The organism is Streptomyces sp. NPDC055103, assembly GCF_053607625.1.
Window position 1 is genome coordinate 36118 of sequence record NZ_JBSGTX010000045.1, and the last position, 26786, is coordinate 62903.

At 73.4% G+C, this 26786-nt stretch carries 24 protein-coding genes; 11 read left to right on the forward strand and 13 right to left on the reverse strand.

Features of this window, described 5'->3' with window-relative positions:
* Positions 1-330 precede the first annotated feature (330 nt).
* A complete protein-coding gene (locus tag ACWFR1_RS26095) occupies positions 331-1764 on the forward strand; it encodes an aspartate ammonia-lyase (protein ID WP_453555095.1) in 1434 nt (477 codons plus the stop codon).
* A 182-nt stretch (positions 1765-1946) separates the two neighbouring features.
* Entirely contained in the window at positions 1947-3590 is a 1644-nt protein-coding gene (locus ACWFR1_RS26100; protein ID WP_453555097.1) for a GMC oxidoreductase, read from the forward strand.
* Between the two features lie 108 nt (positions 3591-3698).
* Here the strand turns inward: ACWFR1_RS26100 and ACWFR1_RS26105 are convergent, their stop codons facing one another.
* The 3 genes from ACWFR1_RS26105 to ACWFR1_RS26115 form a co-directional block, all read right to left on the reverse strand.
* On the reverse strand, positions 3699-4187 hold the full coding sequence (locus ACWFR1_RS26105) for a carboxymuconolactone decarboxylase family protein (RefSeq protein WP_453555099.1): 489 nt from the start codon (positions 4185-4187) through the stop codon (positions 3699-3701).
* The gene (locus ACWFR1_RS26110; protein WP_453555101.1) at positions 4184-5263 is read right to left on the reverse strand and encodes an NAD(P)H-dependent amine dehydrogenase family protein; all 1080 of its coding nucleotides are present in this window, start codon (positions 5261-5263) and stop codon (positions 4184-4186) included. The genes ACWFR1_RS26105 and ACWFR1_RS26110 overlap by 4 nt, the downstream gene beginning before the upstream one ends.
* A 90-nt stretch (positions 5264-5353) precedes the next feature.
* On the reverse strand, positions 5354-5794 hold the full coding sequence (locus tag ACWFR1_RS26115) for a GNAT family N-acetyltransferase (RefSeq protein WP_453555104.1): 441 nt from the start codon (positions 5792-5794) through the stop codon (positions 5354-5356).
* Positions 5795-5989: 195 nt separating this feature from the next.
* Here ACWFR1_RS26115 and ACWFR1_RS26120 point away from each other — a divergent pair, with 195 nt between their 5' ends.
* Entirely contained in the window at positions 5990-6775 is a 786-nt protein-coding gene (locus ACWFR1_RS26120) for a hypothetical protein (RefSeq protein ID WP_453555105.1), read from the forward strand.
* 71 nt (positions 6776-6846) lie between these two features.
* Here the strand turns inward: ACWFR1_RS26120 and ACWFR1_RS26125 are convergent, their stop codons facing one another.
* A complete protein-coding gene (locus ACWFR1_RS26125) occupies positions 6847-8223 on the reverse strand; it encodes an NAD(P)/FAD-dependent oxidoreductase (RefSeq protein WP_453555107.1) in 1377 nt (458 codons plus the stop codon).
* A gap of 245 nt (positions 8224-8468) precedes the next feature.
* Here ACWFR1_RS26125 and ACWFR1_RS26130 point away from each other — a divergent pair, with 245 nt between their 5' ends.
* Complete coding sequence (locus tag ACWFR1_RS26130) at positions 8469-9041, forward strand: NADPH-dependent FMN reductase (protein WP_453555109.1); 573 nt, start codon at positions 8469-8471, stop codon at positions 9039-9041.
* Between the two features lie 40 nt (positions 9042-9081).
* Here ACWFR1_RS26130 and ACWFR1_RS26135 read toward each other — a convergent pair whose 3' ends face one another.
* The 3 genes from ACWFR1_RS26135 to ACWFR1_RS26145 form a co-directional block, all read right to left on the reverse strand.
* Positions 9082-10272, reverse strand: a complete 1191-nt coding sequence (locus ACWFR1_RS26135) for a hypothetical protein (RefSeq protein ID WP_453555111.1) — start codon at positions 10270-10272, stop codon at positions 9082-9084.
* Positions 10273-10452: 180 nt separating this feature from the next.
* Positions 10453-11034, reverse strand: a complete 582-nt coding sequence (locus tag ACWFR1_RS26140; RefSeq protein WP_453555113.1) for a dienelactone hydrolase family protein — start codon at positions 11032-11034, stop codon at positions 10453-10455.
* 113 nt (positions 11035-11147) lie between these two features.
* A complete protein-coding gene (locus tag ACWFR1_RS26145) occupies positions 11148-11498 on the reverse strand; it encodes a hypothetical protein (RefSeq protein ID WP_453555115.1) in 351 nt (116 codons plus the stop codon).
* A gap of 203 nt (positions 11499-11701) precedes the next feature.
* On the opposite strand from ACWFR1_RS26145, the gene ACWFR1_RS26150 reads away from it, so the two are divergent.
* From ACWFR1_RS26150 to ACWFR1_RS26175, 6 genes are all read left to right on the forward strand, one after another.
* Entirely contained in the window at positions 11702-12910 is a 1209-nt protein-coding gene (locus tag ACWFR1_RS26150) for an RNA ligase (protein ID WP_453555117.1), read from the forward strand.
* Positions 12911-12912: 2 nt separating this feature from the next.
* A complete protein-coding gene (locus ACWFR1_RS26155) occupies positions 12913-13833 on the forward strand; it encodes a phosphatase domain-containing protein (protein WP_453555119.1) in 921 nt (306 codons plus the stop codon).
* 111 nt (positions 13834-13944) lie between these two features.
* Positions 13945-14667, forward strand: a complete 723-nt coding sequence (locus ACWFR1_RS26160) for a ribonuclease H family protein (RefSeq protein ID WP_453555121.1) — start codon at positions 13945-13947, stop codon at positions 14665-14667.
* A gap of 285 nt (positions 14668-14952) precedes the next feature.
* On the forward strand, positions 14953-15636 hold the full coding sequence (locus ACWFR1_RS26165; RefSeq protein ID WP_453555123.1) for a GNAT family N-acetyltransferase: 684 nt from the start codon (positions 14953-14955) through the stop codon (positions 15634-15636).
* 325 nt (positions 15637-15961) lie between these two features.
* Complete coding sequence (locus tag ACWFR1_RS26170) at positions 15962-17008, forward strand: enoyl-CoA hydratase/isomerase family protein (protein ID WP_453555159.1); 1047 nt, start codon at positions 15962-15964, stop codon at positions 17006-17008.
* A 53-nt stretch (positions 17009-17061) separates the two neighbouring features.
* Entirely contained in the window at positions 17062-17484 is a 423-nt protein-coding gene (locus tag ACWFR1_RS26175; RefSeq protein WP_453555125.1) for a DUF4345 domain-containing protein, read from the forward strand.
* Between the two features lie 15 nt (positions 17485-17499).
* Here the strand turns inward: ACWFR1_RS26175 and ACWFR1_RS26180 are convergent, their stop codons facing one another.
* Entirely contained in the window at positions 17500-18228 is a 729-nt protein-coding gene (locus tag ACWFR1_RS26180; protein ID WP_453555127.1) for a lysophospholipid acyltransferase family protein, read from the reverse strand.
* A gap of 261 nt (positions 18229-18489) precedes the next feature.
* Between ACWFR1_RS26180 and ACWFR1_RS26185 the strand changes: the two genes are divergently transcribed.
* Positions 18490-19248, forward strand: coding sequence for an alpha/beta fold hydrolase (locus tag ACWFR1_RS26185; RefSeq protein ID WP_453555129.1), 759 nt, complete (start codon positions 18490-18492; stop codon positions 19246-19248).
* 38 nt (positions 19249-19286) lie between these two features.
* Here the strand turns inward: ACWFR1_RS26185 and mgt are convergent, their stop codons facing one another.
* From mgt to ACWFR1_RS26210, 5 genes are all read right to left on the reverse strand, one after another.
* Positions 19287-20534, reverse strand: a complete 1248-nt coding sequence (gene mgt / locus ACWFR1_RS26190; protein WP_453555131.1) for a macrolide-inactivating glycosyltransferase — start codon at positions 20532-20534, stop codon at positions 19287-19289.
* Between the two features lie 205 nt (positions 20535-20739).
* Positions 20740-22395, reverse strand: coding sequence for an acyl-CoA dehydrogenase family protein (locus ACWFR1_RS26195; protein ID WP_453555133.1), 1656 nt, complete (start codon positions 22393-22395; stop codon positions 20740-20742).
* 43 nt (positions 22396-22438) lie between these two features.
* Positions 22439-23050 (reverse strand): TetR/AcrR family transcriptional regulator, encoded by a 612-nt coding sequence (locus tag ACWFR1_RS26200; RefSeq protein WP_453555135.1) that lies wholly within the window; start codon positions 23048-23050, stop codon positions 22439-22441.
* A 101-nt stretch (positions 23051-23151) separates the two neighbouring features.
* The gene (locus tag ACWFR1_RS26205) at positions 23152-24714 is read right to left on the reverse strand and encodes a DUF4139 domain-containing protein (RefSeq protein ID WP_453555137.1); all 1563 of its coding nucleotides are present in this window, start codon (positions 24712-24714) and stop codon (positions 23152-23154) included.
* 8 nt (positions 24715-24722) lie between these two features.
* Complete coding sequence (locus tag ACWFR1_RS26210) at positions 24723-26783, reverse strand: DUF4139 domain-containing protein (protein ID WP_453555139.1); 2061 nt, start codon at positions 26781-26783, stop codon at positions 24723-24725.
* Positions 26784-26786: the final 3 nt, after the last annotated feature.

The following is a 26786-nucleotide window of genomic DNA, read 5'->3' on the forward strand; positions in this document are numbered from 1 at the left end:
CCCAGTAGCGCCCCCGGCCCCCGGCGTCACACCCACCGGCCCCTGACGGGCCCCATGAACCCCGGCTCGCGGGCGGAGTGTTCCCCACCCTCCGCCCGTGGGCCGGCGCCAACCTCTCCGGCGTGACGCCTCCGGCGTCGCCTCGCCGATCCCACCCCGCCCCCCCCGCCGCCGTACGGCCCCGCGACCGCCCGCCGGGCCGTGGCGGAGCCGTGCCACCCGCCGGCCGTGGCGGAGCCGTGCCGCGCCCCCGGCCCGGCCGGCCCCGCTGCCGACGGCGGCCACTCCACAGCCCGTACCCGCTTCCCTTTCCCTCCAAGGACGGCACCCATGGTTCCCGCACCCGCCCCGCACCCCTCTCCCGTCCGCAGCGAGCACGACCTCCTCGGCGACCGGGACGTTCCCGCCGACGCCTACTGGGGCGTGCACACCCTGCGCGCCACCGAGAACTTCGCCATCACCGGCATGCCGATCTCCGTCTATCCCCTGCTGATCGACGCGCTCGCCGCCGTCAAGGAGGCCGCGGCCCGCGCCAACGAGGAGCTGGGTCTGCTCCCCGCCGACAAGGCCGCGGCCATCGCCGGCGCCTGCCGGGAGATCCGCTCGGGACACCTCCACGACCAGTTCGTCGTCGACGTGGTCCAGGGCGGCGCCGGTACGTCGACCAACATGAACGCCAACGAGGTCGTGGCCAACCGCGCCCTGGAGCTCCTCGGCCACGCCAAGGGCGACTACGCCCGCCTCCACCCCAACGAGGACGTCAACCTCGGCCAGTCCACCAACGACGTCTACCCGACCGCCATCCGCATCGCGGCGATCGGCGCGGCCCGTGAGCTCCTCCTCGCGATGGCCGTGCTCCAGGACGCCTTCGCCGCCAAGGCCCTGGAGTTCCGCGAGGTCGTCAAGATGGGCCGCACCCAGCTCCAGGACGCGGTGCCCATGACCCTGGGCCAGGAGTTCTCCACGTACGCCGTGATGCTGGAGGAGGACCGCGGGCGCCTCGCCGAGGCCGTCGAGCTCATCCACGAGATCAACCTCGGCGCCACCGCCATCGGCACCGGCCTCAACGCCGCCCCCGGTTACGCGGAGACGGCTCGGCGCAACCTCGCCGAGCTGACCGGCCTTCCGCTGGTCACCTCCGCCAACCTCATCGAGGCCACCCAGGACTGCGGCGCCTTCGTCCAGCTCTCCGGCGTCCTGAAGCGCATCGCGGTCAAGCTCTCCAAGACCTGCAACGACCTGCGCCTGCTCTCCTCGGGGCCGCGTGCGGGCCTCGGCGAGATCAACCTCCCCGCAGTCCAGGCCGGTTCGAGCATCATGCCCGGCAAGGTCAACCCGGTGATCCCCGAGGTCGTCAACCAGGTCGCCTTCGAGGTGATCGGCAACGACATCACGATCACCATGGCCGCCGAGGGCGGACAGCTCCAGCTCAACGCCTTCGAACCCGTCATCTTCCACGCCCTCTCCAAGAGCCTGCTCTCGCTCCGCGCCGCCTGCCTCACGCTCGCCGAGCGCTGCGTGGACGGCATCACGGCCAACACGGAGGCGCTCCGCGCGGCCGTGGAGAACTCCATCGGTCTCGCCACCGCCCTCAACCCTCACCTCGGCTACACCACCGCCACGGCCATCGCGCAGGAGGCTCTCGCCACCGGTCGGGGCGTCGCCGAACTCACTCTGGAGAAGGGCCTGCTGCCCGCGCACCGGCTCGCCGAACTGCTCACACCCGAGCGGCTCACCGGCGCCCCGGACACCGCCGCGCTCTGATCCCGGGCAGCGGTCCCGATCGTGGCCCCAGCCCCGGTCGGGGCCGCGGTCCAGGACCCTCCGAGTGCAAGATCCGGAGGATTCGGAAGATCCGGACGTAAGTTACCCGTCGGTTTCTCGTGACTTCCCGGATCGTCAACAGTAGAACATGTTCCCATTCGCTCCAGAGTGAGGAACTCCACATGAGTGAACACCCCCAGTCCGTCAAGGGAATCGGCGGGGTCAGTCGCCGTCGATTCCTCGCGGGAACAGGTTCCGTTCTCGGCGCCGCGGCCCTCGTCGGCCACGCCGCCCCGGCCCACGCCGAGACCCGCCTCGCCAACACCCCGATCCCGAGCGGCGCCCACATCCCGGCCCTCGTCGTCGGCACGGGCTACGGCGGCTCCGTCGCCGCCCTGCGCCTCGCCCGGGCCGGCGTCGCCGTTCACATGGTCGAGATGGGCATGGCCTGGGACACCCCCGGGCCCGACGGCAACATCTTCGCCAACACCACCACGCCCGACTACCGCTCGTTCTGGCTGCGCAGCCGCACCAAGCAGCCCCTGAGCAACTTCCTCGGCTTCCCGCTCGACAAGGACGTCCCCTGCCACACCGGCATCCTCGACGCCGAGGACTTCGCCGGCATCACCGTCTACCAGGGCCGGGGCGTCGGCGGCGGCTCCCTCGTCAACGGCGGCATGGCCGTCACCCCGCGCCGGGAGAACTTCGGCGCCATCCTCCCCACCGTCGACGCGCAGGAGATGTACGCGACGTACTACCCGCGCGCCAACGCCGGACTCGGCGTCACCGCCGTGGACCAGGCCTGGTGGGAGAGCGCCTCCTGCTACCAGTACGCCCGCGTCGGCCGGAAGCACGCCCAGCGCTCCGGCTTCCCGTTCGTCTTCGTGCCGAACGTCTACGACTGGGAGTACATGAAGCAGGAGCTCGCGGGCTCCGTGCCGAGGTCGGCGCTGGCCGGCGAGGTCATCTACGGCAACAACCACGGCAAGAAGACCCTCCAGAAGACGTATCTCTCCCAGGCCGCGGCCACCGGCCGGGTCACCGTCTCGGCCCTCCACAAGGTCACCTCGGTGACCCCGGCGTCCGGCGGCGGCTACACCGTCACCATCGACCAGATCGACACCACCGGCGTCACCCTCGTGAGCAAGACCGTCACCGCCGACAAGGTCTTCTTCGCCGCCGGCAGCGTCGGCACCAGCAAGCTCCTGACCCGGCTCAAGGCCACGGGTGCCCTGCCCGCCCTCAACGATGAGATCGGCAAGGGCTGGGGCGACAACGGCAACGTCATGTGCGGCCGGGCCAACCACATGTGGGACCCCACCGGCAAGCTCCAGTCCGCCATGCCCACCGCGGGCATCGACAACTGGGACGCGGGCGGCGCCTTCGCCGAGGTGGCCCCGCTGCCGACCGGCATCGAGACCTACGCCTCCTTCTACCTCTCCATCACCAAGACCCCCCACCGGGCCGAGTTCACCTGGAACCCGGCCACGGGCAAGGTCGACCTCTCCTGGCAGCAGTCCTGGAAGCAGAGCTCCATCGACGCGGCGAAGACGATCTTCGACAAGATCAACGCCAAGGAGGGCACGATCTACCGCACCGACCTCTTCGGCGCGTACAAGATCTGGGGCGACCACCTCACCTACCACCCGCTCGGCGGCGCCGTCCTGGGCAAGGCGACCGACAACCACGGCCGGCTCCACGGCTACCAGGGCCTGTACGTCATCGACGGCGCCCTGATCCCCGGCAACGCGAGCGTCAACCCGTTCGTCACCATCACGGCCCTGGCCGAGCGGAACATCGAGCGGATCGTCGCTGAGGACTTCTGACGGGAGAACCGCGGAACGGGGAAACGGGGAAACGGGGGAACGACGGAACCGCGGAACGGGGGAGGGGCCGGCCGGTGATCCCGGCCGGCCCCTCCGCGTGTCACGCCCTCAGTGCGTCGGCAGCACGCACACCGTGTCGAGGCCGAGCACCCGGTTGAGCCGCCCGAACGCCAGCCAGGAGCCGATGCTCATCGACAGCTCCACGATCTCCGCCTGGCTGTACCGCGCCGTCATCCGCGCCCAGAACTCCTCGTCCAGACCGTGGTGGTCCAGCGCGTACCGCTCCGCGTACTCGGCCGCCAGCCGCGTCCGCTCGTCGAAGGACTCCGAGACCTCCGTCGTCCGCCAGGCCTCGACGAGCCCGTCGAAGCCCTCCTCGACCTTCACGCCGTCCCGGTCGGTGCGCCAGTCCAGGCAGAACCCGCAGCCGTTGATCTGCGCGATCCGCAGCCGCGCCGCCTCGAACTCGCGCAGCCCCAGGGTCGTATGGGCGTACACCGACAGCGAGAAGTTCGCCGCCGCCGTCCCGATCTCCGGAACCATGTCGCCCCACACGTACCCGATCGGCTCCTGGCCCTCGGGAATGTCGATGATCACCGCGGTCTCCTTCCGAGCTTCCCGACCGCCGGCATCAGCGGTACGTCCAACGCGTCGTACAGTCCCGGCTCCGCCGCCACCAGCCAGCCGATCGCCCCGACGAGCCGGCCCACCGCCGTGGCGTTGCCGCCGGCCGAACGGTTCTCTCCCTCGTCGGTCGCCGCCACCGTCACCTCGATCCGCGGGCTGCCCTCGACGATCACCCGGTGTGCCCCCGCCCCGTCCGGCGGCACCGGCCAGTCCGGCGCGCACGACGGGTGGATACGGGTGACGTGCTCGATGACGATCCTGGGCTCCCCGCCGACGATGCCCTGCACCTCGAAGCGGATCGCGCCCTGCGTCCCCGCCTCGAAGACGCCCATCGTCCGCGTCTTCACCGTGGTCTCCAGCGGGCGCCGCTCCATCGTCTCGCGGATCTCGTCGAGCTCGGCGCCCAGCGCGCGGGCCATCAGCCGCACCTGCCCGCCCCAGATCATCGTCGGGACCGAGGGCCACAGCATCGGCGGCTCGTACTCCATCGGCCGGCCCATCCCCACCAACTCCCGGACCGACTCCTCCTGTTCGTACGTCGAGTAGTCGAAGATCTCCTGGCAGCGGATCACGTCCACCGTGGCCGCGAGCCCGCTCACGAGCAGCGGCAGCACGTCGTTGCCCCAGCCCGGGTCCACGCCCGACACGAAGAGCGAACCGCCGCCCTCGGCGACCGCCGCGAGCACCGGATCCCGGAACTCCGCCGGTGCGTTGCGCTGGTCGTACAACGGATACAGCGCGGGCGTCACCACCACCGCGCCCGCCGCCACCGCCCGCGCCACGTCGGCGAGCGCCCCGTCGGGCCGGGTGTCGCCGGAGGCCGCGTACACCACCGCCCCGGGCCGCCCGTCGAGCACCGCGCCGACGTCGTCGCCGGCCACCACCCCGAGGTCGTACCCGAGCCCCGCGAGCCGGCCCGCGTCGCGGCCGACCTTCGCCGGGTCGGACACGAGGACGGCCGCGAGTTCGAGACCTGGGTGGGCGTCCACGGCACGGATGGCCGCGCGCCCGACATTTCCGGTACCCCACACCACTGTCCGAATCATGCGCGGAGGTTAGCGCCGGGCCCCGAAGGTTCCCATACCCGTGACGGGTTGAACTGACGAATCGTCAGCTCTGCCCGGGGTGAGGGGGCTTCAGCCCAGCCGGAGCGCCACGAACGGCACCGTATCGCCCGGCAGGACGTACCGTTCCACCTCCACGAAGCCGCGCGCCAGCGCGAACCGCAGCCCCTCCTCGTTCGAGGCGAGGACCACCGTCTCGACCCCCTCGTCGCTCAGCGTCCGCGCGTGCGCGAGCCCCCGCTCGTACAGCGCCGTCCCGAAGCCCCGCCCCCGGAAGCCGGGCAGCGTCCGGGCGATGACCGTCGCCGCCGCCGTCTCCTCGTCCGGCGGCCGCACCGTCGAACAGCCCACCGGGACGTCCCCGAGGTACGCGACGTCCAGGCGGTTCCGGCCTGCCCGCTCCCTCACCTCGTCGAGGGAGAGGACGGCCGTGGGGATGACGGTGTTGTGCACGGCCCGCCAGTCCGCGAGCTGCGCCTCGCTCCGGGCCTGTGCGATGTGAAGATCGTTCATCAGTACAGGTAAACGCGCCGGCGACGGCCGGTCAACCGCTTTCCGGCGTCGGCGTCGGTGTCGGTGTCGGCGTAAAGCGTCGGTGTCGGCGTGGGCGCTCAGTACTCCGTACGGGTGGGGGCACGGTCACGGCCGCAGTCCCGACCGTCGAGCGGGTACGGATCGCTGCACCGCCCCCGGCCAGGAGGATGCCCCATGCCCGTCCGTAAGGGCGCCCCCGCGCTGCTGAGCGCCGGCACGCTGTGCGTGGCCCTGCTGCTCACCGGCTGCGCGCGCACCGCCCCGCCCGCCCCCGCACCGACCACCCCTGAGCCGCGGACGTCCGGCCCGGCTTCCACCCCCGCTTCCGCGTCCGCCCCCGCCGCCGGCGACGCCCGCCCCGACCGGGCTCCCGGAATCCCCGGCATCGGCCCGGCCACCCAGGCCCGGATCCCCGACGGCACCACCCAGGCGTTCGTCGTCACCGGAGCCACCGCGGACAGCAACACCGCCGTGGCCGTGCTCCATGAGCGGGACGCGGCGGGCCGGTGGACCGCGGCGGCCGGACCCTGGCCCGCCCACAACGCCCTGCGCGGCTGGACCGCCGACCACGACGCGGGGGACCTGCGCACCCCCATCGGCGTCTTCCGGCTCGGCGACGCGGGCGGACGGCTTCCCGACCCGGGCGCCCTGCTCCCGTACGACCAGGACGAGGAGTTCGCCATCAGCGGCACCGGCTTCTCCGGCGAGTCCCTCGAAGGCTCCTTCGACCACGTCATCGCCATCGACTACAACCGCGTACCGGGCCGCACACCCCTCGACAAGGAGAGGCCTCTCGGCGCCGGGAAGGGCGGCGGGGTCTGGATCCACGTCGACCACGGCGGCCCCACACAGGCCTGCGTCGCCCTGGAACGCGGCACGCTCCGCGAGCTCCTCGTCGCCCTGGACCCCGCCCGCGAACCCGTCGTCGTCATGGGCCCGGCCCCCGACCTCGCGCGCTGAGGCCGCGGGACGGCGTCACGCGCGAGCCCGGGGGCCGGCGCCCCGTCCCCGGGGGCCTCCCGGCCCGGTGCTCAGCCGGCCTCGACCGCCCCGCCGCGGAACGAGGCCGTGTGGAGCCGTACCTGCTCCGGGGTCAGATACACGTCGGTGTACTCGAAGTCCCGCAGCGTCCCCGCCTTCGACGCGAGGAACCCGGTCCGTACGAAGTCGTCGCCGGCGGCGGCGTTGAGCAGCCAGTTCGTCATCACCCGCGCCTTGGCCACGTTCGTCCGCAGCGCGGACCAGTGATAGGCGCGGGCCACGGCCTGCGCCGGCATCCCGTGCAGCTCCACGCCGAGCGGCTTCGACACCCCGTCCATCCCGCCGAGGTCGACCACGAGCCCCAGGTCCTTGTGGACGTACGGCTCGGTCCGGCTCCCGCGCAGCGTCGCGACCACGTTGTCGGCGAGCGCCTTGCCCTGCCGCATCGCGTGCTGCGCGGTCGGCGGACAGATCGCCCCTTCCTCGCCCTTGGCGAGATCGGGCACCGCCGCCGCGTCGCCGAGCCCCCACACCCGGTCGAGCCCCGGTACGGCCATGTCGGGACCGACGACGAGCCGCCCGCGGAGGGTCTCCGCGCCCAGCGTGCCGATCAGCGGGCTGGCGGCCACCCCGGCCGTCCAGATCAGCGTCCGGCTGGGCAGGACACGCCCGTCCGTGAGGGTCACCGCCTCCTCGTCGACCGAGGCCACCGACACCCCGAGCGACACCTCGATGCCCCGGCCGGTCAGGATGTTCATCGCGGCGGTGCCCAGCTTGTCGCCCAGCTCGGGCATGAGCTTCGGTGCGATGTCCACCAGATGCCACTTGATGAGCCGCGGGTCGATCCGGGGATACCGCTTGACCGCGTTGTGCGTGAGCAGCTGCAGGCAGGCCGCCGTCTCCGTGCCCGCGTAACCGCCGCCGACCACCACGAAACGCAGCCGCGCGGCCCGCTCGGCCTCGTCGTTGCTGGCGTCCGCGAGGTCCAGCTGGGCGATGACGTGGTCCCGGATGTACACGGCCTCCGCGAGCGTCTTCATGCCGCGCGCGTGCTCGGCGAGACCGGGGATGTCGAAGCTGCGGGTCACGCTGCCGGGCGCGAGCACGAGATGGTCGTACGGCTCCGTCACGTACTCGCCGGAGATCGTCCGCACCACGACGGCCTTCGCCTCCGTGTCCACGCCGACCGCCCCGCCCGGGACGATCCGCGTCCGGTGCCGCTCGCTGCGCCGCAACGACAGCGCGACCGACTGCGGGGTGAGCACCCCCGAAGCCACCTGGGGGAGCAGCGGCAGGTACAGCTGGTACGAGAACGGCGACAGGAGCGTGATCAGCGCCTCCCGGTCGGTCAGCCGCCGTTCGAGCCGCCGTACGCAGGCCACTCCGGCGAATCCGGCGCCCACCACGAGAATCCTCGGTCGAGTCACGCTGTCCGCCCTTTCGTATGAGCGTGCAAAATGCCCTCAGTGATGACTGAGCAAGCCCATGTGGCAATTTTTCGCTGACTATCCGTGGTTCACCCTTTTTATCGTCATTGCGGCGGGATCGCTCTTCGGAACGGTCCGCTCCGGTCCGGTCAGGCTCGGCGCCGGCTCCGGTCGCTGGTGCGGGGGGACCGGGTTACGTTGCCGGGGCATCCCCGCACGGCCGCACGGAAGGCGGAACAGCGCGCATGAGCAGCACCTACCAGGTCGGTTACTTCGTGGGCAGTCTGTCGGAGAAGTCCATCAACCGGATCCTCTCCAGGGCCCTCATCCGCGTCGCCCCGCCGGGTCTGGAGTTCCGGGAGATCCCGATCAAGGACCTCCCGCTCTACAACCACGACTTCGACGCCGACTACCCCCGCGAGGGCAAGGCGCTGAAGGAGGCCATCGCCGCCGTCGACGCCGTCCTGTTCGTGACCCCCGAGTACAACCGCTCCATCCCCGGCGGTCTGAAGAACGCCATCGACTGGGCCAGCCGTCCCTGGGGCACCAACTCCTTCACCCACAAGCCGTCCGCCGTCATCGGCGCCTCGCCCGGCAAGATCGGCACCGCCGTGGCCCAGCAGAGCCTCCGCTCGGTGCTCAGCTTCTGCAACTCCCCGCAGATGAACGCCCCGGAGGCGTACATCCAGTTCGTCCCCGGCCTCTTCACCGAGGACGGCGAGGTCACCGACCCGACGACCCAGCAGTTCCTGAGCGACTTCATGGCCGACTTCAAGGCGTTCATCGAGCGGGTGCTCACCGTCCTGCCTCCGCGCTAGCCACCGCCAGGGCCCAGCTCGGGCACCCGCCGCCCAAGCCTCAGAGGACGACGATCCCCAGCGGCCGCGAGCCCGCCGGGAGCCGGCGGACGTCACCCGAGTCGAGGTCGACGACGCTCAGCCCGTCCCAGTACCCGTCCCGGGTGAAGCCACCCGTCACATAGGCCGTGCGCCCGTCCCGGGACACGGCCACGCTCTCGTGGGGGCCCTCCAGCGGGTAGACCCGCTCGGTCCCGCCCGGCGTCCGCACGGTGAGCGAGGGCCCCTCGTCCACGTCCGGGTCGATCGGTCCCGTGCCGACGGTAAGGAGCGTCCCGTCGGCGGTCACCGCGGTGCCGTGCTGATGCGTGTTCGCCGTCATCGGCTCGATCGTCGTCCGGCCCGTCCGGGGATCGACCACCGCGAGCCGCTCGCCCTCGAAGGGCAGCAACAGCCTGCCGTCCGAGGGCCGTACGGCCGTGTAGTGCGGCTTGAGCCACGAACCGAGCCCGCCCTCCGTCCCGTACGGGGCGACCTCCACGCGTCGCGGGCTCAGCGACCCCGCCGTGACGACCGTGACGTCGAAGGAGTCGTGGTTCGTCACGTACACCTCCGCGCCGTCCCGCGACACGTCCACGTCGAACGGGCGCCGCCCCACCGGCACCGTGTCCGTGAACCGCAGGGTCGCCGTGTCGAGGACCTCCAGGGTGCCGTTCCCGCCAGGGACGTTGACCCCGACGTACACCCGTCGCCCGTCCGGCGCGAGCGCGATGCCCATGCCGCCGCCCCGGTACTCGCCCGACGTCACGGGGCCGCTGTCCGTCCGGTACGGGACGAGGGCCAGCCGCTCCCGGGTCACGGTGTCCATCACCGCCACCCCCTCGGCCGTCGCCACCCAGGCCCGTCCGTCGGCGCCGAGGACGAGACCGTACGGAGCGGCGCCGACCTTCACGGAGCCCGTGGCCCCGCGCGCCGGGTCGACGAAGGTGACGGTGTCGGAGCCGAAGTCGGTCACGAGCAGCGTGGCCGGAGCGGCCGGGGCCGAGCCAGGGGCCGAGGTGCCGGGCACGGGAGCGGAAGCGGGCGGCGGCGGTGCGACGGACCCGGACGCGCTTGCGGAGGGCGAGGCGGTGGAGGGCGAGGCGCTCTCCGCCGCGCCCGAGCCCTGCGCGCAGCCCGCGAGCAAGGCGACGGCCACCGCGCCGGGCACGAGGACCCGGGCGGTACGGGACGCACGGCGGAACTTCGTCATGTCGGACTCCTCGCTACGGGACGCACGCGGACGGCACCGCCCGGAAGCGGGCTCCGCGCCTGCCCCGATCCTCCGCCCTGGCAAAGCCCCGTACGGTCCGCCGCCCGGCCCCGGGCCGACGGCGATCGGCCGACCCCCGGGTCGACCGATCGGCCGACCCGGCCACGCGCGCGTGCCGTGCTACGGCTTGAGAGCGGCCAGGAAGGCGAGGGCGCGCGCGAGACTCGCGCCGGTCGCCTCCGGCTCGTACGACGCCGCACCGCGCTCCGCGAACAGGTGCGAGCTCCCGGGGTACAGGAACAGCTCGCGGTCCCCGGCGTCCGCGACCAGCTCGCGCGCCGCCGCCAGGTCCCCGTCCCCGACGAAGAACGGGTCGGCGTCCATCGCGTGCACCTGCACGGGAACGCCGTCCGGCCAGGCCGGGGCGAACGCGTCCCCCGGCACACAGGCGCTGAACAGCAGCGCGCCGCGGGCACCCGGCCGGGTCTGCGCCAGTTTCTGCGCGGGCAGCACACCGAGGGAGAACCCGGCGTACACCAGCTCGTCCGGCAGCGTCTCGGCCACCCGCTCGCCGCGCTCCGTCAGGACGTCGAAGCCGACCTCCTGGGCGTACGCACCCCCGGCCTCGACGTCGTCGAACGTCCGCCCCTCGTACAGATCGGGCACGTGCACCGTGTGCCCGGCCCGTCGCAGCTCGTCGGCGAACGCGCCGACCCCCTCCGTCAGCCCGAGCACGTGATGGAAGAGCAGAACCTCGGCCATGCCGTCATCCCCAGTTCGTCGTGCGGGGCCCGTCCGATCGCGGTGCGGGCCTTACGGGAGACAGCGTGACGTACGGCACTGACAACGCCCCGACGACAGGAGCGGCCAACCGCTCAGCGCATCGGCCGGTGCGGAACGACCGCGCCGCCGGCCTGCACCATCGCGGCGCCCTGCCCCATCGATCCGCCCTGCCCCATGCCGCCCGGGTGCCCCATCGGACCGCCCTGCCCCATCGGACCTCCCTGGCCCATGGCGCCCGGGTGTCCGCCGACGCCCATCTGCGGCCCGACACCGGCGTGCACGACGCCTCCCTGCGGCCCCGGGACGCCCTGCGGCGGCAGCTGGATGACACGGCTGAGGTCCCGCAGCACCTCCTCGGCGACCTGGCGGACGTCAGCCGGAACATCCCCCCGCTCCCGTATGAGCTCGGCGTAGATCGGTGCCGTGCCGTCCGCGTGGTTCATGGGGCTCGCTTCCTTCGACTGCGCCGGTTCCGTCACCGGCGGGGAGACGGCGAGTCTACGGGGCACCACCGACACGCCCGGGTTCGGGGAGCCCGCCCGACTGCCCGAGCCTCGCCCGTCCCCGGTCCTCATCGGGGAATATTCGCTGTTCTCCGGGCCCTCCCGACCCGAGAATGGATCATCGGACCAATGGGAGGGACCCCATGAGCCAGGAGACCCTGACTCTGCACGACCTGATGGCGCCCGAGGAGCTCGACGAAGCCCTCGCGGCCGGGCACATCACCCGCAAGAGCCACCCCGAGCTGCCGCTGTCGATCTACACGTACACGCGCGCGTGCCAGTACGAACAGCGCTGGAACCGCGCCACCATCCGCTGCCGCGGTCTCGTCGCCGACGACACCACCGGGCGGATCGTCGCGCTTCCCCTCCCCAAGTTCTTCAACCTCTCCGAGCACGCCGCCGGCCGCCCCTACGCACCGCCGCTGCCCGACGAGCCCTTCGAGGTGTACGACAAGGTCGACGGCAGCCTCGCGGTCGTCTTCCACTACGACGGCCGCTGGCGCGCCGCCTCCAAGGGTTCCTTCACCAGCACCCAGGCCACCTGGGCCCAGCGCCACCTGGACACCGCCGACACCACGGGCCTGACCCCCGGTGTGACCTACCTCGCCGAGACCCTCTACCCGCAGAACCGCATCGTCGTGAACTACGGCGACCGTCGCGACCTCGTCCTGCTCGCCGCCTTCGGCCCGGACGGCACCGAGACACCCCTGGCCGAGGCCGCGGGCCCCTGGGCTCCCATCGGGTCCGTCGTCCGCGTCTGGCCCGCCATGACCGTCGCCGAGCTCGTCGAGCTGACCGAGTCCAGCACGCTCCCGGGCGGCGCCCCCGCCACCGGCACCGACGCCGAGGGCTTCGTGCTCCGCTTCGCCTCCGGTGTGCGCGCCAAGGCCAAGATCGCCGAGTACGTACGCCTCCACAAGGTGCTCACCGGCGTCACCGAGCGGGACATCTGGCGCGGCCACGGCATCCAGCGCTTCGCGGCCGTGCCCGCGCCACAGCTGGCCAAGGGCCTGGGATGCTCCGTCGCCGAGGTCGAGGCCTCCGGCGGCAAGCCGCTCGACGCCCTCCTGGAGCAGGTCCCCGACGAGTTCGACGCCTGGGTACGCGAGGTGATCACCGGCCTGGAAGAGGCCGCCGCCCGCCGCGAGCGGGCCCTCGACGAGGCGTACGGCCGGCTCACGCACCTCGCGGGCGACCGCGCCGCCTTCGCCCGCGCCGCCGCGGACGTGGCCGACCGGGCCCTGCGCGCCCTGCTCTTCCTGCGCCTCGACGGGCGCTCCACCGATCTCCTCGTCTGGCGTCAGCTGCGCCCCGAGGCCACCGACCCCTTCACCCACGACAAGGAGAACTGACCGTGCCTGTCGTCCACGTCATGACCGGCCTCCCGGCCTCCGGGAAGACGACGGCCGCCCGCGCCCTCCAGGCCGCCGCCGAGGGACGCGTACGCCGCGTCAACCTCGACGACCTCCGGACCATGCTCGACGTGCCCGCCCCCGAGCGGGGCCGCTCGCACGCCCACGAGCGGACCGTCCTCGACATCCAGGACGCCGCCGTCCGGTCCGCCGTCGACGACGGCTTCGACGTCGTCGTCGACAACACCCACCTGACCCCGCACATCCCCAAGCGGCTGAAGGCGGCCGTCGTCGGCCGGCCCGTGACCTTCGTGGTCCACGACTTCACCGACGTCCCCGTCGACGAGTGCGTCCGCCGCGACGCGGCCCGCGAGCGGCCCGTCGGCGAGGAGATCATCCGGATCCTCGCCGACAAGCACGCCAAAGCCACCCGCGGCGGTTGGCGCCTCACCGCGGAGTGGCTCGGCGGAGAGCCCGGGTCGGGCACGCCGTACGTCCCCGACCCGGCCCTGCCGTCCGCCGTCATGTGCGACATCGACGGCACTCTCGCGCTGCGCGGCGACCGTGGACCGTACGACTTCACGCGCTGCGACCTCGACCTGCTCAACGTCTCCGTGCGCGACGCCCTGCGGGCCTTCCGGGCCGCCGAGAGCGACCGCATCGTCCTGCTCTCCGGCCGCAGCGAGGACCACCGGGAGATCACCGAGGCCTGGCTCGCCCGCCACGGCGTGCCCTACGACGAGCTGTGGATGCGCGCCTCCGGCGACGGCCGCGGCGACGACCTCGTGAAGGCGGAGCTCTTCGACGCCCACGTACGCCACCGGTACGCCGTCCGGGTCTCCCTGGACGACCGCGACCGCGTCGTCGCCCTGTGGCGCCGCATGGGCCTGCCCACCTGGCAGGTCAACTACGGCAACTTCTGACGGGCGCCTTCTGACAGTCTCTGACAGTCGCCTTCTGACCGGTGGCGGGGCGGGGCCGCCCACCCCCGCCGGGTGGACCGCCCACCCCCGCCGCCGTGTCAGGATCGTGGGATGGCAGAAAAGATCATCGCGGCGTGCGACGGCGCGTCCAAGGGAAACCCCGGCCCCGCGGCCTGGGCCTGGGTCATCGGCGGCGCCGACGGAGTCGTCGACCGCTGGGAGGCCGGCCCTCTCGGCAGGGCGACGAACAACGTCGCCGAACTCACGGCCCTGGAAAGACTGCTCGAAACCCTCGACCCGGCGGTGCCCGCCGAGGTCCGCATGGACTCGCAGTACGCCATGAAGGCCGTCACGACCTGGCTCCCCGGCTGGCGGCGCAAGGGCTGGAAGACGGCGGCGGGCACCCCCGTCGCCAACAAGGACCTCGTCGTCCGGATCGACGCACTCCTCACCGGCCGGGACGTCGCCTTCGTCTACGTCCCGGCGCACCAGGTCGACGGAGACCCGCTCAACGACGCCGCCGACCGCGCGGCCAGCCACAGCGCCCGTACGCAGGAGCCCCTCGGCTCCGCCACCGGCGCCCCGCTGCCCCCGCCCGAACCCTCGACCCGCGCCTCCGCGCCCCGTACGCGCTCCTCCGCGCCCTCGGGCCCGGCCGGATCGGCGGGTTCGTCCTCGGCCCGTACCTCCTCGTCCTCCGCCCGCACGGGTCGCCCGAACGGCGGCACGCTCAAGGCCCGATTCTCCGGTCGCTGCCGCTGCGGCAAGGCGTACGACAAGGGCGAGACCATCGCCAAGAACCCCGATGGCTGGGGCCATCCCACCTGCGTCTGAGCGGGATCGGCGTCCGACTGGCGGGCGGCTCCGTCCGTCCCGTGAGACCGGCGAACCCGGGTGTCCGACAGGCTTCACCCACGCGTGCATCCGGGTTCGTTCCGGGTTCTGTTCTCCGAGCGATTGTGGCTGCATACTGTCCTCCTCGCACCGGTGACGAACCGTTTTACCTGCTCGTTTGTCGCTTGCTTGACGTGATCGGCACCGGCGAGAACCTCCCTCCTGCTTCCGTCGCGGACCACCCGCGGCGGCGGCTCTCCCTGCCCGTGAAAGACCCGAGGTTCCGTGCCAGTACCTGTTCTCCTGACCGGGCGCACCGTGCGCCTGGAGCCGCTGGCGATGCGGCACGCCGAAGCCCTCGCCCGGGCCGGCGGGGCGGACCGATCGGCCTACGCCTTCACCCCCGTGCCCGACGGCCTGGAATCGGCCCTCGACTACATCGCCCGCGCCCTCGCGGATCAGGCGGCGGGCCGGTGCCTGCCTTTCGCCCTGGTGAGTACGGCCGACGAGCGAGTCATCGGATCGACCCGCTTCCTCGAACTCGACTACTGGCGGGGCCCTCTGATCTGGCCCCCCGTCCCCGGCATGCCCCACGGTGATCCCCTGACCGCCGTCCCGGACGCGGCCGAGATCGGGAACACCTGGATCGGCGGCGAGGCACGGGGCACCGGCATCAATACCGAGGCCAAGTACCTGATGCTCCGGCACGCCTTCGAAACCTGGGGCGTCCGCCGCATCACGATGCGCGCCGACGCCCGCAACACCCGATCCAGGATCGCGATCGAACGCCTCGGCGCCACCTGCGAAGGTGTCCGCCGGGCCCACTCCCGCGGCCTCGACGGCGCGGTCCGCGACACGGCCTTCTACTCGATCCTCGACGAGGAGTGGCCCACGGTCCGCGACATCGTCGAACTTCGCATGGCGACCCCCCGCCAGGTGCGCGTCCCCCAGGACCTGCTCCCGGCCTGATCCGCCCCGACTCGGGAACCACCGCTCCGACGGGCGCTCGCGTCCTCACCGGCGCGGTGGTTCCATGGGAAGGGACGGGAAGGACTCGCCATCGAGGACGCGGGGTAGCGGCCGATCTCTGACCGTGCACCGTGCAATCAGGATCCGCGAGAAGCGGATGAGTCCTTCCCGCCCCGTTTTCCCCACAGACCGCTCAGCCGCCCCCTCCCGCTCGTCCGGCACCTGGTGACCACCCGTGCTCGATCGGACCGGGCCGTCCCCTTCCGGGCCGGTACGGTGATCGAGAAAGCGAGCAGTCGAGGGAAAGGGAACGGGCCGAGTGAACGTGCCGACCGGAACAACCGACGTACTCCTCCGGACGGAGGGCCGGGCCGGGTTCATCACCCTGAACCGCCCCCGCGCCATCAACGCGCTCACCCACACCATGGTCCTCGCCGTCGACCGGGCCCTCACCGCGTGGGAGCACGACCCGGACGTCACCACCGTCGTCATCGAGGGCGCGGGGGAGCGGGGCCTCTGCGCGGGCGGCGACATCCGCGCCATCCACGACGACGCCCGCGCCGGCGGTACGGCGTCCGCGGCCTTCTGGCGCGACGAGTACCGGCTCAACGCCCACATCGCCCGCTTCCCGAAGCCCTACGTCGCCTTCATGGACGGCATCGTCATGGGCGGCGGCGTCGGTGTCTCCGCGCACGGCTCCGTTCGCGTCGTCACCGAGCGCTCGCGGGTGGCCATGCCGGAGACCGGCATCGGCTTCGTGCCGGACGTCGGCGGTACGTACCTCCTCGGCCGGGCACCCGGGGAACTCGGCACCCACCTCGCCCTCACCGGCGGCCACATCGGTGCCGCCGACGCCCTGCTCACCGGCCTCGCCGACCATGTCGTCCCCGCCGGTGAACTCCCCGCCCTGGCCCGGGACCTGACCCGGCTGCCCGCCGACGAGGCCGTCTCCCGGCACACGGTGACGCCCCCGCCCGGCATCCTGGCCGAGCAGCGGGAGTGGATCGACGCCTGCTACCGCGCCGAGACGGTCGAGACGATCGTCGACCGCCTCTTCGAGGCCGGCGTCCCGGCCGCCAAGGAGACGGCCACCACGCTCCTCTCGAAGTCACCCACCGCCCTCAAGGCGACGCTGGCCACCCTCCGCCGCTCCCGCGCGCTCGCGACCCTCGAAGAGGTCCTGGACCTGGAGTTCCGCGTCTCCTGCGCGGCACTGGCCACCCCCGACCTCGTCGAGGGCATCCGGGCCCAGGTCGTCGACAAGGACCGCGACCCCCACTGGACCCCGCCTACCCTCCCCGAGGTCACGGACGCGGACCTCGCGCGCTTCTTCGCGACCCCGCCCGGCGGCGACCTCGGCCTGCACTCGTAGGCTGCACAGCACGCGTCCGTCGAACGGGCGCCTGCCGAAAGGGGGTTGGGAACATGACCAAGGCCAAGTGGCTGCGCGGGCTCGTCCTGGCGATGGGGTACGCCTGCGTGGCGATCGGGCTCGTCCACGTCGTGCTCGGCAACGCCGCCGTCCCGGGCGCCGAGTCGGCCGGCACGACGATGGACAGCCTGGGCCGGTTCCTCGGGGCGACGTTCGCCGGCTACGGCCTCGCCTGGCTCTGGGCGGCCAGGCAGCGGCCGATCCCGGCCACGGTGGTCCGATGGCTCACCGCAGTGTTCCTGCTGGGTGCGCTGGGGCGGATCCTCTCGCTCGCCGTGGAGGGATGGCCCCACGCGTTCCAGGTGGCGCTCGGCGCTCTCGAACTGGTCCTCTCTCCGGTGCTGTTCTGGCTGGCCGACGCGGAGGAGAAGGAGAGCCCGGCACCGCGCGCCCAGGGTGTGGGCGAGACCGCCTGACGGGCGGCTCGCGCGTCAGTCCCGGCGCCGGACCGCCCTCCGCCGCCAGGACGGCCGCGACGGCGTGACGGGAGGCACCTCGGGCCCGAGGGCCGCCGCCTCGCCGAGCGCCCCGGCCGCTGTCCGCCAGGCCTCGGTGACGGCGCCGTGGGCCAGGGCCGTCGCCGCGGCCACGTCCTCCGGCAACCGGATCGGCGCACCGATGTGCACGTGCAGGCCGGGCCTGCGGACGGGCGCCGTGAGCACCCCGGCGATCTGCTTCGTCCGCCCGCCGGAGGTGATCCGGCGGGCGCCGGCCTGCCCGATCGGGACGACCGGCGCCCCGGTCGCCCGCGCCAGCCGCGCGAGGCCGGTCCGGAACGGCTCCGGAGGATTCTCCGCGGCGTCCCCGCGGGGCGGGATGCGGCCCTCCGCGTACAGCATCACGTGCCGCCCCGAGGCGAGCGCGACCGCGGCGTGGTCGAGGGCGGCGGCGGCCCGCGCCGAGTTCCGGTGGACGGGCACGTGACCCTCGCGGACCAGGGCCCGGCCGAGCAGCGGGATCCGCCAGAGGCCCGCGGCGGCCAGCAGGACGGGCTCGACGGCCAGCCGCCCGCGCAGCGCGGCGAGCACGAGGGCGGGGTCGGCCAGCGAGGTGTGGTTGACGACGAGGATGCTGCCGGGTTCGAGCCGGGCCCCGGGGTCGGTGGTGACGGTGAGCCGCCCGAAGAACGGGACGAGGTTCGCTGCGATACGGCTGAGCACGGGCGGGCCCCCTGGATCCGAGGACGAAGCGGTGACACGCACCATCGTCCCGGGGCCCGGCGGCGCGGGCATGAGCACGCGTACTCATCCGCCGTACGCAGCAACACCCCCGCGGGCACGGCCGCGTGACCACCGGGGTCCGCTGCCGATGCCGCACGTTGCCATGGCCGCCCGGTCTCAGCGCGTGCCGCGCGATGTCAGTGCAGCCTCGTAGAGTGACGAAGACCGGTGGAAGAACGACGGAGCACGGGGGAAGACGGTATGAGGGAACTGTTCCTGGAGGACGAGCGGGCGTACGTCCGGTGGATCGACCTGCCCGGTGACGGGCCGGTGCGCGTCTTCGTGCACGGTCTCGGCTGTACGGGAGCGTCCGACTTCGCCCACATCGCCGCCCGTCCCGCCCTCGGCGGAGGCCGCGCCCTCCTCGTGGACCTCCTCGGCTTCGGACTGAGCGACCGGCCCGCGGACTTCGACTACCGCATGGAGTCCCAGGCCTCGGTGCTCGCCCGGCTCCTCGACCACCTCGGGCTCACGGCGGTCGACCTCGTCGGCCACTCCATGGGCGGCGCCGTCGCCATCCATCTCACCGAGGCCCGGCCCGACCTGGTCCGCCGCCTGGTCGTGGCCGAGCCCAACCTGTACGCCGGCGGGGGAGCGTTCAGCTCTCCGGTCGCCGCCCAGGACGAGGACACGTTCGTCGCCGAGGGCTTCGCGCGGATGGTCGCCGAGTCCGACCGGCCCGACTACGCGGCCCGGCTTCGGCTCGCCGACCCGCGTGCCGTCCACCGCAGCGCGGTCGCCCTCGTCGAGGGGACCGCGCCCGCGGCGGGCGAGCTCCTCGCCGCGTTCACGCTGCCCCGGACCTTCCTGGTGGGGGAGCGCAGCCTGCCGGACGCCGACGCGGAGAAGATGTCCGCTCTCGGCATACCCGTGAGCGAGATCCCGGGCGCCGGCCACAACCTGATGATCGACAACCCCGACGGATTTGCCACGGCGCTCGCCCGCGCCCTGGCGGTCTGACTAGCCGCCCCCCGGGAGCGGGACCGCCTGGAGGCCTCTCAGCGGAGGGCGGCCGAGGAAGTGTCTGTGGCGTCCCCGGCTCGACGCGCGCCCCGGGCGAGCTCGGCCTCGATCAGGTCCGCGGCGCGGCGCGTGCCGCCCTCCTTCGCCATGTCCTCCTGGATCCCGGCGGCCCGGCGGGCCACCTCGGGGTCGCCGACGAGGCCGAGCACGGCCTCGCGCAGCCGCTCCGGGGTGACCTCGTCCATCGGCAGGTGCCGGGCTACCCCGAGAGCCTGGAGCATGTCGGCGTTCCCGAACTGGTCGACGGCCTGCGGGACGGCGACCATCGGGGTGGCGGTGGCCAGACCCTCCTGGCTGCCACCCGCGCCCGCGTGGGTGATGAAGGCGTCGGCCTCCCGAAGGATCGCCAACTGCGGCACCCAGGCATGCACGTCGACATTGGCCGGCAGCTCGCCGAGCTCGGCCGCGTCGACGAACCTCCCGATCTGGAGGACGACATGCCAGTCCGGAAGCGTACGGAACGCCTCCACGCAGGCCCGGTAGAAATCCGGCTGCTTCGTGAAGGCGGAACCCAGCGAGACCAGGACCACCTTCTCCGCACCCGCCGGCCGATGCCACTCGCCCTGCTCGGCGCGCGTGCCCTGACAGGCGCCGACGAAGGTGTAGACGGACTCGTCGACCCGGTCGGCGTGCGGCTGGAGCGCCCGGGGAATGAGCACGAGCGCGCGTCGCGGCCGTGCGATCAGCCTGTCCGGGTGGGTGTCGACCCCGTGCTCGGCCAGCCACGCCTCGAACCGCGCGTAATAGGCCTTGCCGCGCGGGGAGGCCTTGAGCTCGGCGAACATCGGCTCGGAGACCTCCTCCTCGTACCCCTCCCACGGCACGAGGTTCGGCCACAGCGAGAGGGCGGGAACACCCCAGGTACGAGCGGGTACCGGGGCCGGATAGGCCGTGATGTCGTGGAGCACCAGATCGGGGCGATCTCCCTCGAAGGCCTTCGCGAGCTGCGGTAACGCCTGCACGGCATCGGTCAGGAACGGTTCGACGTTGTCGATCAGCTCCGTGCCCCAGGCGTCCGGGTCGTCGTCTGTCGGCAGCGTCGAGGCGTAGACGACGGGCGTGGCCCCGGTCTCCGCGACCTTCTCGGCGAAGGAGGCGGGGATGGCGTAACTGACACGGTGTCCGCGCGCGACGAGCTCGCGGACGATGTCCAGGCTGGGGTTCACGTGCCCATGGGCGGCGATCGAGAACATGGCGAGGTGGGCGGGGGGTTGGGTGATCACGGCGGCCATCCTAGGGACGGCGGCGTCGATACGTGCTGGTTGGCGGCGTGAAGTCCGGGTCGGGCCACGGCGGGACAGCCCGGCGCCCGCCCTCGTACGAGAGGGGCGAGCGCCGGGACCGGCGTTCGGCGGAGTCACGGAAGGCGGCGGACCGCCGGGCGGACGAGCGGCCGGAGGACGGGTGGGCCAACGGGGTGGCTGCCGCCTACCGGGGCAGGCGGTCGAGCAGCGCCGCGAAGTCCGTTCCGGGCGGGAGCGTGCCGAAGGCCAGTCCTCGGTCGCCGGCGAGCCGGGACGCGCAGAACGCGTCGGCGACAGCCGCCGGGGCGTGGCGGACCAGCAGCGAACCCTGGAGGACGAGGGCGGCCCGCTCGATGAGCCGCCGCGCACGCAGCGGCGCGTCCTCGGTGAGGACGAGCTCCGCGCGCAGCTCGCGCCACGCGGTGTCGAGCCGGCGGTCCACCCCGAGAGCGGCCTCGACCTCCGAGCCGAAGGCCTCCAGGGACTCCGGCTCCTTGGCCAGCGCGCGCAGCATGTCGAGGGCGTTGACGTTGCCGGAGCCCTCCCATATGCCGTTGAGGGGGGCGTCGCGGTAGAGCCGGGGCAGGCCGGACGCCTCGTCGTAGCCGTTGCCGCCGAGACATTCCAGGGCCTCGGCGACCGCGGCCGGCTGCCGCTTGCAGACCCAGTACTTGCCGACCGCCGTCGCGAGACGCAGGAAGGCGCGCTCCCCGGCGTCACCGCGCTGGGCACGGTCCGCCGCCCCGGCCAGGCGCAGTGCGAGGGCGGTGGCGGCCTCCGACTCCAGGCCGAGGTCGGCCAGGACGTTGCGCATGAGCGGCTGCTCGACGAGGCGGGCGCCGAAGACGGAACGGTGGCGCGCGTGGTGGGCGGCCTGGGCGAGCGCGGCGCGGGTGCCGGACGCGGAGCCGAGCACACAGTCCAGCCGGGTCATGGTCACCATGTCGATGATGGTGCGCACGCCCCTGCCCTCGTCGCCGACGAGCCAGGCGACGGTGTCGTCGAACTCGGGCTCGCTGCTGGCGTTGGAGCGGTTGCCCAGCTTGTCCTTGAGCCGCTGGATGCGGAACGTGTTGCGGCCGCCGTCGGGCAGGACGCGCGGCACGAGGAAGCAGGACAGCCCCCCGGGCGCCTGGGCGAGGACGAGGAACAGGTCGTTCATGGGGGCGCTGGTGAACCACTTGTGCCCCCGCAGCCGCCAGGTACCGTCCGGCTGTTCCTCGGCGGCGGTGGTGTTGGCGCGGACGTCGGTCCCGCCCTGCTTCTCCGTCATGCCCATCCCCGCGAGCAGCCCGCGCTTCCCGCCGGGGGCGCGCAGCCCGGGGTCGTACACCCGGCTCGTGAGCAACGGTTCGTAGACCGCGGCGAGTTCGGGTGAGCGGCGCAGGGCGGGGACGACCGCGTACGTCATGGAGACGGGACAGCCGTGCCCGGCCTCGGTGCTGCTCCACACCATGAACCCGGCGGCGCGCGCCACATGGGCGCCGGGCCGCGCGTCGGCCCAGGCGCTGCCGGCCAGCCCCTCGCCGACCGCCACGTCCATCAGGGCGTGGTATGAGGGGTGGAAGTCGACCTCGTCGACGCGGTGGCCGTAGCGGTCGTGGGTGCGCAGCACCGGCTCGTACCGGTTGGCCTCCTCGGCCCAGCGCTGCGTCTCCTCGCTGCCCGCCAGCCGGCCGATCCGGTGCAGGTCGTCGAGGTACCACTCCGCACCCTCCCGGCGCACACCCTCGATCAGCACCGGGTCGTCGGCGACGTCGTGTCCCGAGAGCGGCGGCGGCTGATTGGTCACCTCGTGCGTCACGGCGCTCGGGGCGGTGCGGGGGAACGTGGCGGTCATCGGATTCCTCCAGAGGGCGAGTGGTGGAAAGGGAGCGCGTGTGTCACGGCCTGGGCGCGGCGCCCGCGCAGCGCAGGGCCATGGCGACCAGTTCGACGAGGAGCTCCTCGGTGCCGCCCTCGTCGGGGGTGCCGAGCGGGTCGACGAGGACCTCGCCGATCGCCCCGGTGAGGGCGGCGGCGGTGACCCGCCCGTCCTGAGCGGGCAGCAGCCCCGCCGCCATGCCCTGCTCGATCGTCTCGGTGAACAGGGCCCGGTAGCGAAGGCGGTAGGCGAGCCGCTCGGCGCCGACGGCCGGTTCGGCCGGCGCGGCGAGGAGCGCGTAGGCCAGACCGCGGTTCTCCAGCGCGCGCCGGGCGAAGGCCTCCACGCCGAGGGCGAGGCGCTCGACGGGGTCGCCGTCGCCGCGCAGTACCGTGCCCAGCACCTCGACCTCGCGCCCTGACGCGCGCCGGAACACCTCGACGGCGAGCGCACCCTTGGACGGGAAGTGCTGGTAGACCGACCCGGCGGCGATCCCGGCCGCGTCGGCGACGGTCGTCACGGACGCCCGCGCCCAGCCGACCTCGGCGACGACCTCGGTGGCCCGGGCGACGAGGCGATCGCGGACGTCTTCGAGCCGGCGCGTCTCCGCGGGGGTCTTGCGGTAGGCCATGGAAGAAGTGAAGCACCATTCAGAGCTTCACGCCATGGTCGCCCACCGCACGCTTGCCGCCGGCTTTCCCCCCACCGGGCCGGGTCAGAGACGGGGCCGGGTCAGAGACCGGTGACCTTGGAGCTCGCCGACAGCTCGTAGACGAGGGTCACCGTGCGCCGGCCGCCGGGCGGAAGAGCGACGTCCCAGCGGACGATGCCCTCGGCGTCGACCTCCGTGGGCGCCGGGGAGCACGCGTCCTGGGAAAGACGCACCTCCACCGCCGAGACCTCCGGCACCGGGATCCGCTCCCGGAGGGTGACCACCCGCTCGCCGCGCACCCCAGGCGCGGAGAACCGGGACACGTGCAGCCGGACCGTCCGGGTCACCACGGTCCGCTGGGTGATCCCGGTGGTGTCCCTCGCCTCCTCGGTACGCCGGACGACCCGGTAGTCGTCGCAGCTGCCGAAGGCCAGCTCCACGGCGGCGCCGGGAGCGGTGAAGTCCAGCGTGCCGCGCCCGCCGAAACCACTGTCGCGGACCAGGTCCACGGGCCCGGCGAGCAGCGCATGGCCGGACAGGTTGTCGAACCGCACCACCTGGGTGACCAGGGGAGACAGCTCGGGGGAGCAGGCGTGCTCCCGGTGCGCGGCCGTCGTGAACGCGGAGAGCGGTACGCGGTGGGCGCGCCCGTCACCGGGCACCGAGACCGGCGCGGGCGACCTCAGGACCCGGGCCTCGCCGTCGTCGTCCACCCCCGGAAGGCCGAGCACCGGAGCCGGTCCGAGGCTCCCGATCTCCTCCTCGCGCAGCTCGACGTCGACCGTACGGCGCTCCGCCGCCGAGCGCTCCGTGAGCGTCAGCCGGTCCTCGGCGAGCCGAGGCGGCGCCGTGGCCAGTGCCGACCTGGCCGTCGACAGGGTCAGCCGTACGTCCGACCAGTCCTCGCCGGTGCGCTGCCAGACCACCGCCTCGGTCTCCAGCGTGAGCGACTCCCCGTCGAGGACGGCCCGGTAGGCCGGACGCCACAGCGCGCACGGGGTGAGATGGCTCAGACGCAGGGCGGCGGGACCGGCGGCCGAGGACTCCACGGTCAGCTCGACATGACCGACCAGCTCGGCGGGCTCCTCCTCGGCGAGATCCATGGCCCGCCGGGAGGCTTTGAGTTCGGCCGCGACGACCGACAACCGCGCCTCCGCGGTACGGAGTCGTTCAGCGTGCTCGTCGCGCTCCTCGTCCACCCGGTTCAGCTCGCGGGCCCAGCGGGGCCGTTCGCTCTCGCCGTGACCGGCGCCCTCGGCGATCTCCCGCAGCACGTCGGTGGCGAGCCGGCCCAGCAGGTCGAGACGGGCCCGGAGCCGGTCGCGCCGCTGCTCCAGCTCGACCCGCTCCTCTTCGAGGGCGTGGACGCGGCGCCGCAGGGCGGAGTCGTCGTCGGTCGGCGCCAGCGGACCGCGCGGCGTCCAGTCGCGGACGACCCGCACGTCGAGCACGGCGGCGGGATGATCGGAGGTCAGCTCGGCGTGGAGGGTGCGGTCGACGGCGAGCCCGCTGACCGGCCCCAGACGCAGCCGTTGGACCCCGGCCACCAGGTCGAGCACGGCGGAGCGTTCGACGTGGGCGCGGTCCTCCAGGCACGTCACGGCGGTGACGGGGAGGGCGATCGGCTTCGGTGCCGTGGACATGGCGGGTGTCAGCTCCTGCGGTTTCCGCCGACCAGGGCCTTGCCGGTCGGGATGCGGATCTCGTAACCGCCGTCGAGGGCGGTGGTGGAACCGGCGGGCAGGTCCACCCGCCAGACGCGGGTGCCCGGCGCATGGCGATCGGCCCCCGTGTCGGCGGCGGGTGTCGTCCAGTCGGCGCGTTCCTCGATCCGGACGTCCGGCTCGGAGGTCACCGGCACCCGCTCACGGACCTCGACGGTGACGGGCCTCGCGAGCGCGTTCGCCAGCTCCACATGGACGCGGTGGTCGAGGACGGTGGTGTTGTTGAGCAGGCCCGAGGTCGACTCACGGAGGTTCGTCCGGCGCGTGACCCGGATGCCCTCGGCGGGCCCGAGCCCCACCCGGCGGACAGCGCCAGGGGCGAGTGTGGGCAGCGCGGCGGTCAGCAGGAAGTCGTCGTCGACGGTGACCTCCACCGGGCCCGCCAGGAGAGCCTGGCCGGTGGCGTTGTCGAGGACGAGCGTCGCGTACACCGTCGGCTCCACGGACGGCACGCAGACGTACTCGGTGCGCAGACCGACCGGGATCTCGCCGACGGTGACGGTGTGCCAGGTGCCGTCCGAGGGAATGTCCGCGCGGGCGGTGGCGTCGAAGCGGTGGTCGAACGACCCGGCCGACTGCCGGGGCCGCACGGCGTGCCCGGGCAGCGGCAGCGCGGCCACCGCCTCGGCACGACGGCGGTACTCGACCGCCACGGCATCGGCGGGGGCGTCGGGGAACAGCCGGCCCCTGCGCGCGCCCCGCTCGTCCGGCCCGGAAAGGGCCAGTCCGGCGTAGTCGAGCTCGGCGCCGCTCGGCACGGGCGGACCGGCCACCGGCGCCGGCGCCGGGGGAGCCATGCGTGCCCGCGGCGCGGGGGCACCCGTGAGCGCCGGCGCGGCGAGAGCGGGCGGCACCCCGGTGGCGGCGGGCACCCCGCTACCGAACGCCTCCGGGAACCCTCCTGCGGCGCCGCCGGGTGCGGGGACCGCGCCCGGGGCGCTGCCGTAACCCTGCGATGCCGACGCGAAAGACGGTGGCGGTGGCGTTGGCGTCGGGGGAGCGGAACCGGGTGCGGAGCCGGGCGCTCCGCGCCGGGCCGCGGACCCGCCGACGGCAGGACGGGGACCCGCGGCGTCGTAGCCGGAGAACAGGTCGGCGAGGCCCGCCGGAGGCTCGCGCCAGCCGGAGGGCGCGGCGGCGGCCTGACGGCGTCCGACCCGGATCGAGCGGAGCCGCGGCAGGTCGGTACGGCGCCGGAGGTCGGCGGTGGCCAGGGCGACGCGCACCCCGGTCCAGTCCTCACCGGTGCGCTGGGCGACCGAGGCGCGCAGCACCAGACGTCCCGTGCCGTCGCCCTGACGGTGGTGGAGACGGTAGGTCGGCACCCAGACGGCACCCGGAACCCCGTACTCCACCTCCACCTCCACGTCTTGGGCGGCGGCGTCGGCCCCGACGAGGGTCAGGACCGCGCAGACAGACGTCTCCACATGCGCCGACGGGGCGTCGTCGGAGGCACGGTGGAACCGGTCGGTGGCGACCTCGAGCTCGTGCTCGGCGACGCGCAGCGCCTCCTCCAGCTCGACGAGGCCGGCGTGCAGTCCGGTCAGCCGGTCGTCGACGAAGTCGGCGAGCTCCAGCCACGCGTCGACCGGGGTACGACGGTGCGGATCGTCGCGCTTGCGGGCCGGTGCGACCGGGCGCAGGGCCTGGATCTCCTCGATGCGGCTCGCCTGCCGGTCCCGGCGCCCCTGGGCCGCCGCGCGGATGTCGTGCAACCGCTCGACCTCACGCCGCAACCCGTCGGGCGCCACGGCGCCGAGCGGCTCCGCCTCGACCTCCACCCGCGCCTCGGTCACACGCACCCCGGCACCTCCGAGGACGCGGGCCCGCAGCGAGCCGGGGTCCAGCGAGCGGGGCAGCCCCGGCACCCGGACCCGCCCGTCGGACGGCACGACACCCCGCGCGCGCCGGAGGCAGACGGCCCCCTGCGCGTACACGACGACCGAGTCGAGGGTCGACCCCCACCGCTGAACCGCCCCAGTCGCCATACG

Coding starts and splice junctions, on each gene's coding strand:
- ACWFR1_RS26095 (WP_453555095.1), top strand. CDS start 331: ATGGTTCCCGCACCCGCCCCGCACCCCTCTCCCGTCCGCAGCGAGCAC.
- ACWFR1_RS26100 (WP_453555097.1), top strand. CDS start 1,947: ATGAGTGAACACCCCCAGTCCGTCAAGGGAATCGGCGGGGTCAGTCGC.
- ACWFR1_RS26110 (WP_453555101.1), bottom strand. CDS start 5,263: ATGATTCGGACAGTGGTGTGGGGTACCGGAAATGTCGGGCGCGCGGCC.
- ACWFR1_RS26115 (WP_453555104.1), bottom strand. CDS start 5,794: ATGAACGATCTTCACATCGCACAGGCCCGGAGCGAGGCGCAGCTCGCG.
- ACWFR1_RS26120 (WP_453555105.1), top strand. CDS start 5,990: ATGCCCGTCCGTAAGGGCGCCCCCGCGCTGCTGAGCGCCGGCACGCTG.
- ACWFR1_RS26130 (WP_453555109.1), top strand. CDS start 8,469: ATGAGCAGCACCTACCAGGTCGGTTACTTCGTGGGCAGTCTGTCGGAG.
- ACWFR1_RS26135 (WP_453555111.1), bottom strand. CDS start 10,272: ATGACGAAGTTCCGCCGTGCGTCCCGTACCGCCCGGGTCCTCGTGCCC.
- ACWFR1_RS26140 (WP_453555113.1), bottom strand. CDS start 11,034: ATGGCCGAGGTTCTGCTCTTCCATCACGTGCTCGGGCTGACGGAGGGG.
- ACWFR1_RS26145 (WP_453555115.1), bottom strand. CDS start 11,498: ATGAACCACGCGGACGGCACGGCACCGATCTACGCCGAGCTCATACGG.
- ACWFR1_RS26150 (WP_453555117.1), top strand. CDS start 11,702: ATGAGCCAGGAGACCCTGACTCTGCACGACCTGATGGCGCCCGAGGAG.
- ACWFR1_RS26160 (WP_453555121.1), top strand. CDS start 13,945: ATGGCAGAAAAGATCATCGCGGCGTGCGACGGCGCGTCCAAGGGAAAC.
- ACWFR1_RS26175 (WP_453555125.1), top strand. CDS start 17,062: ATGACCAAGGCCAAGTGGCTGCGCGGGCTCGTCCTGGCGATGGGGTAC.
- ACWFR1_RS26185 (WP_453555129.1), top strand. CDS start 18,490: ATGAGGGAACTGTTCCTGGAGGACGAGCGGGCGTACGTCCGGTGGATC.
- ACWFR1_RS26195 (WP_453555133.1), bottom strand. CDS start 22,395: ATGACCGCCACGTTCCCCCGCACCGCCCCGAGCGCCGTGACGCACGAG.
- ACWFR1_RS26200 (WP_453555135.1), bottom strand. CDS start 23,050: ATGGCCTACCGCAAGACCCCCGCGGAGACGCGCCGGCTCGAAGACGTC.
- ACWFR1_RS26205 (WP_453555137.1), bottom strand. CDS start 24,714: ATGTCCACGGCACCGAAGCCGATCGCCCTCCCCGTCACCGCCGTGACG.
- ACWFR1_RS26210 (WP_453555139.1), bottom strand. CDS start 26,783: ATGGCGACTGGGGCGGTTCAGCGGTGGGGGTCGACCCTCGACTCGGTC.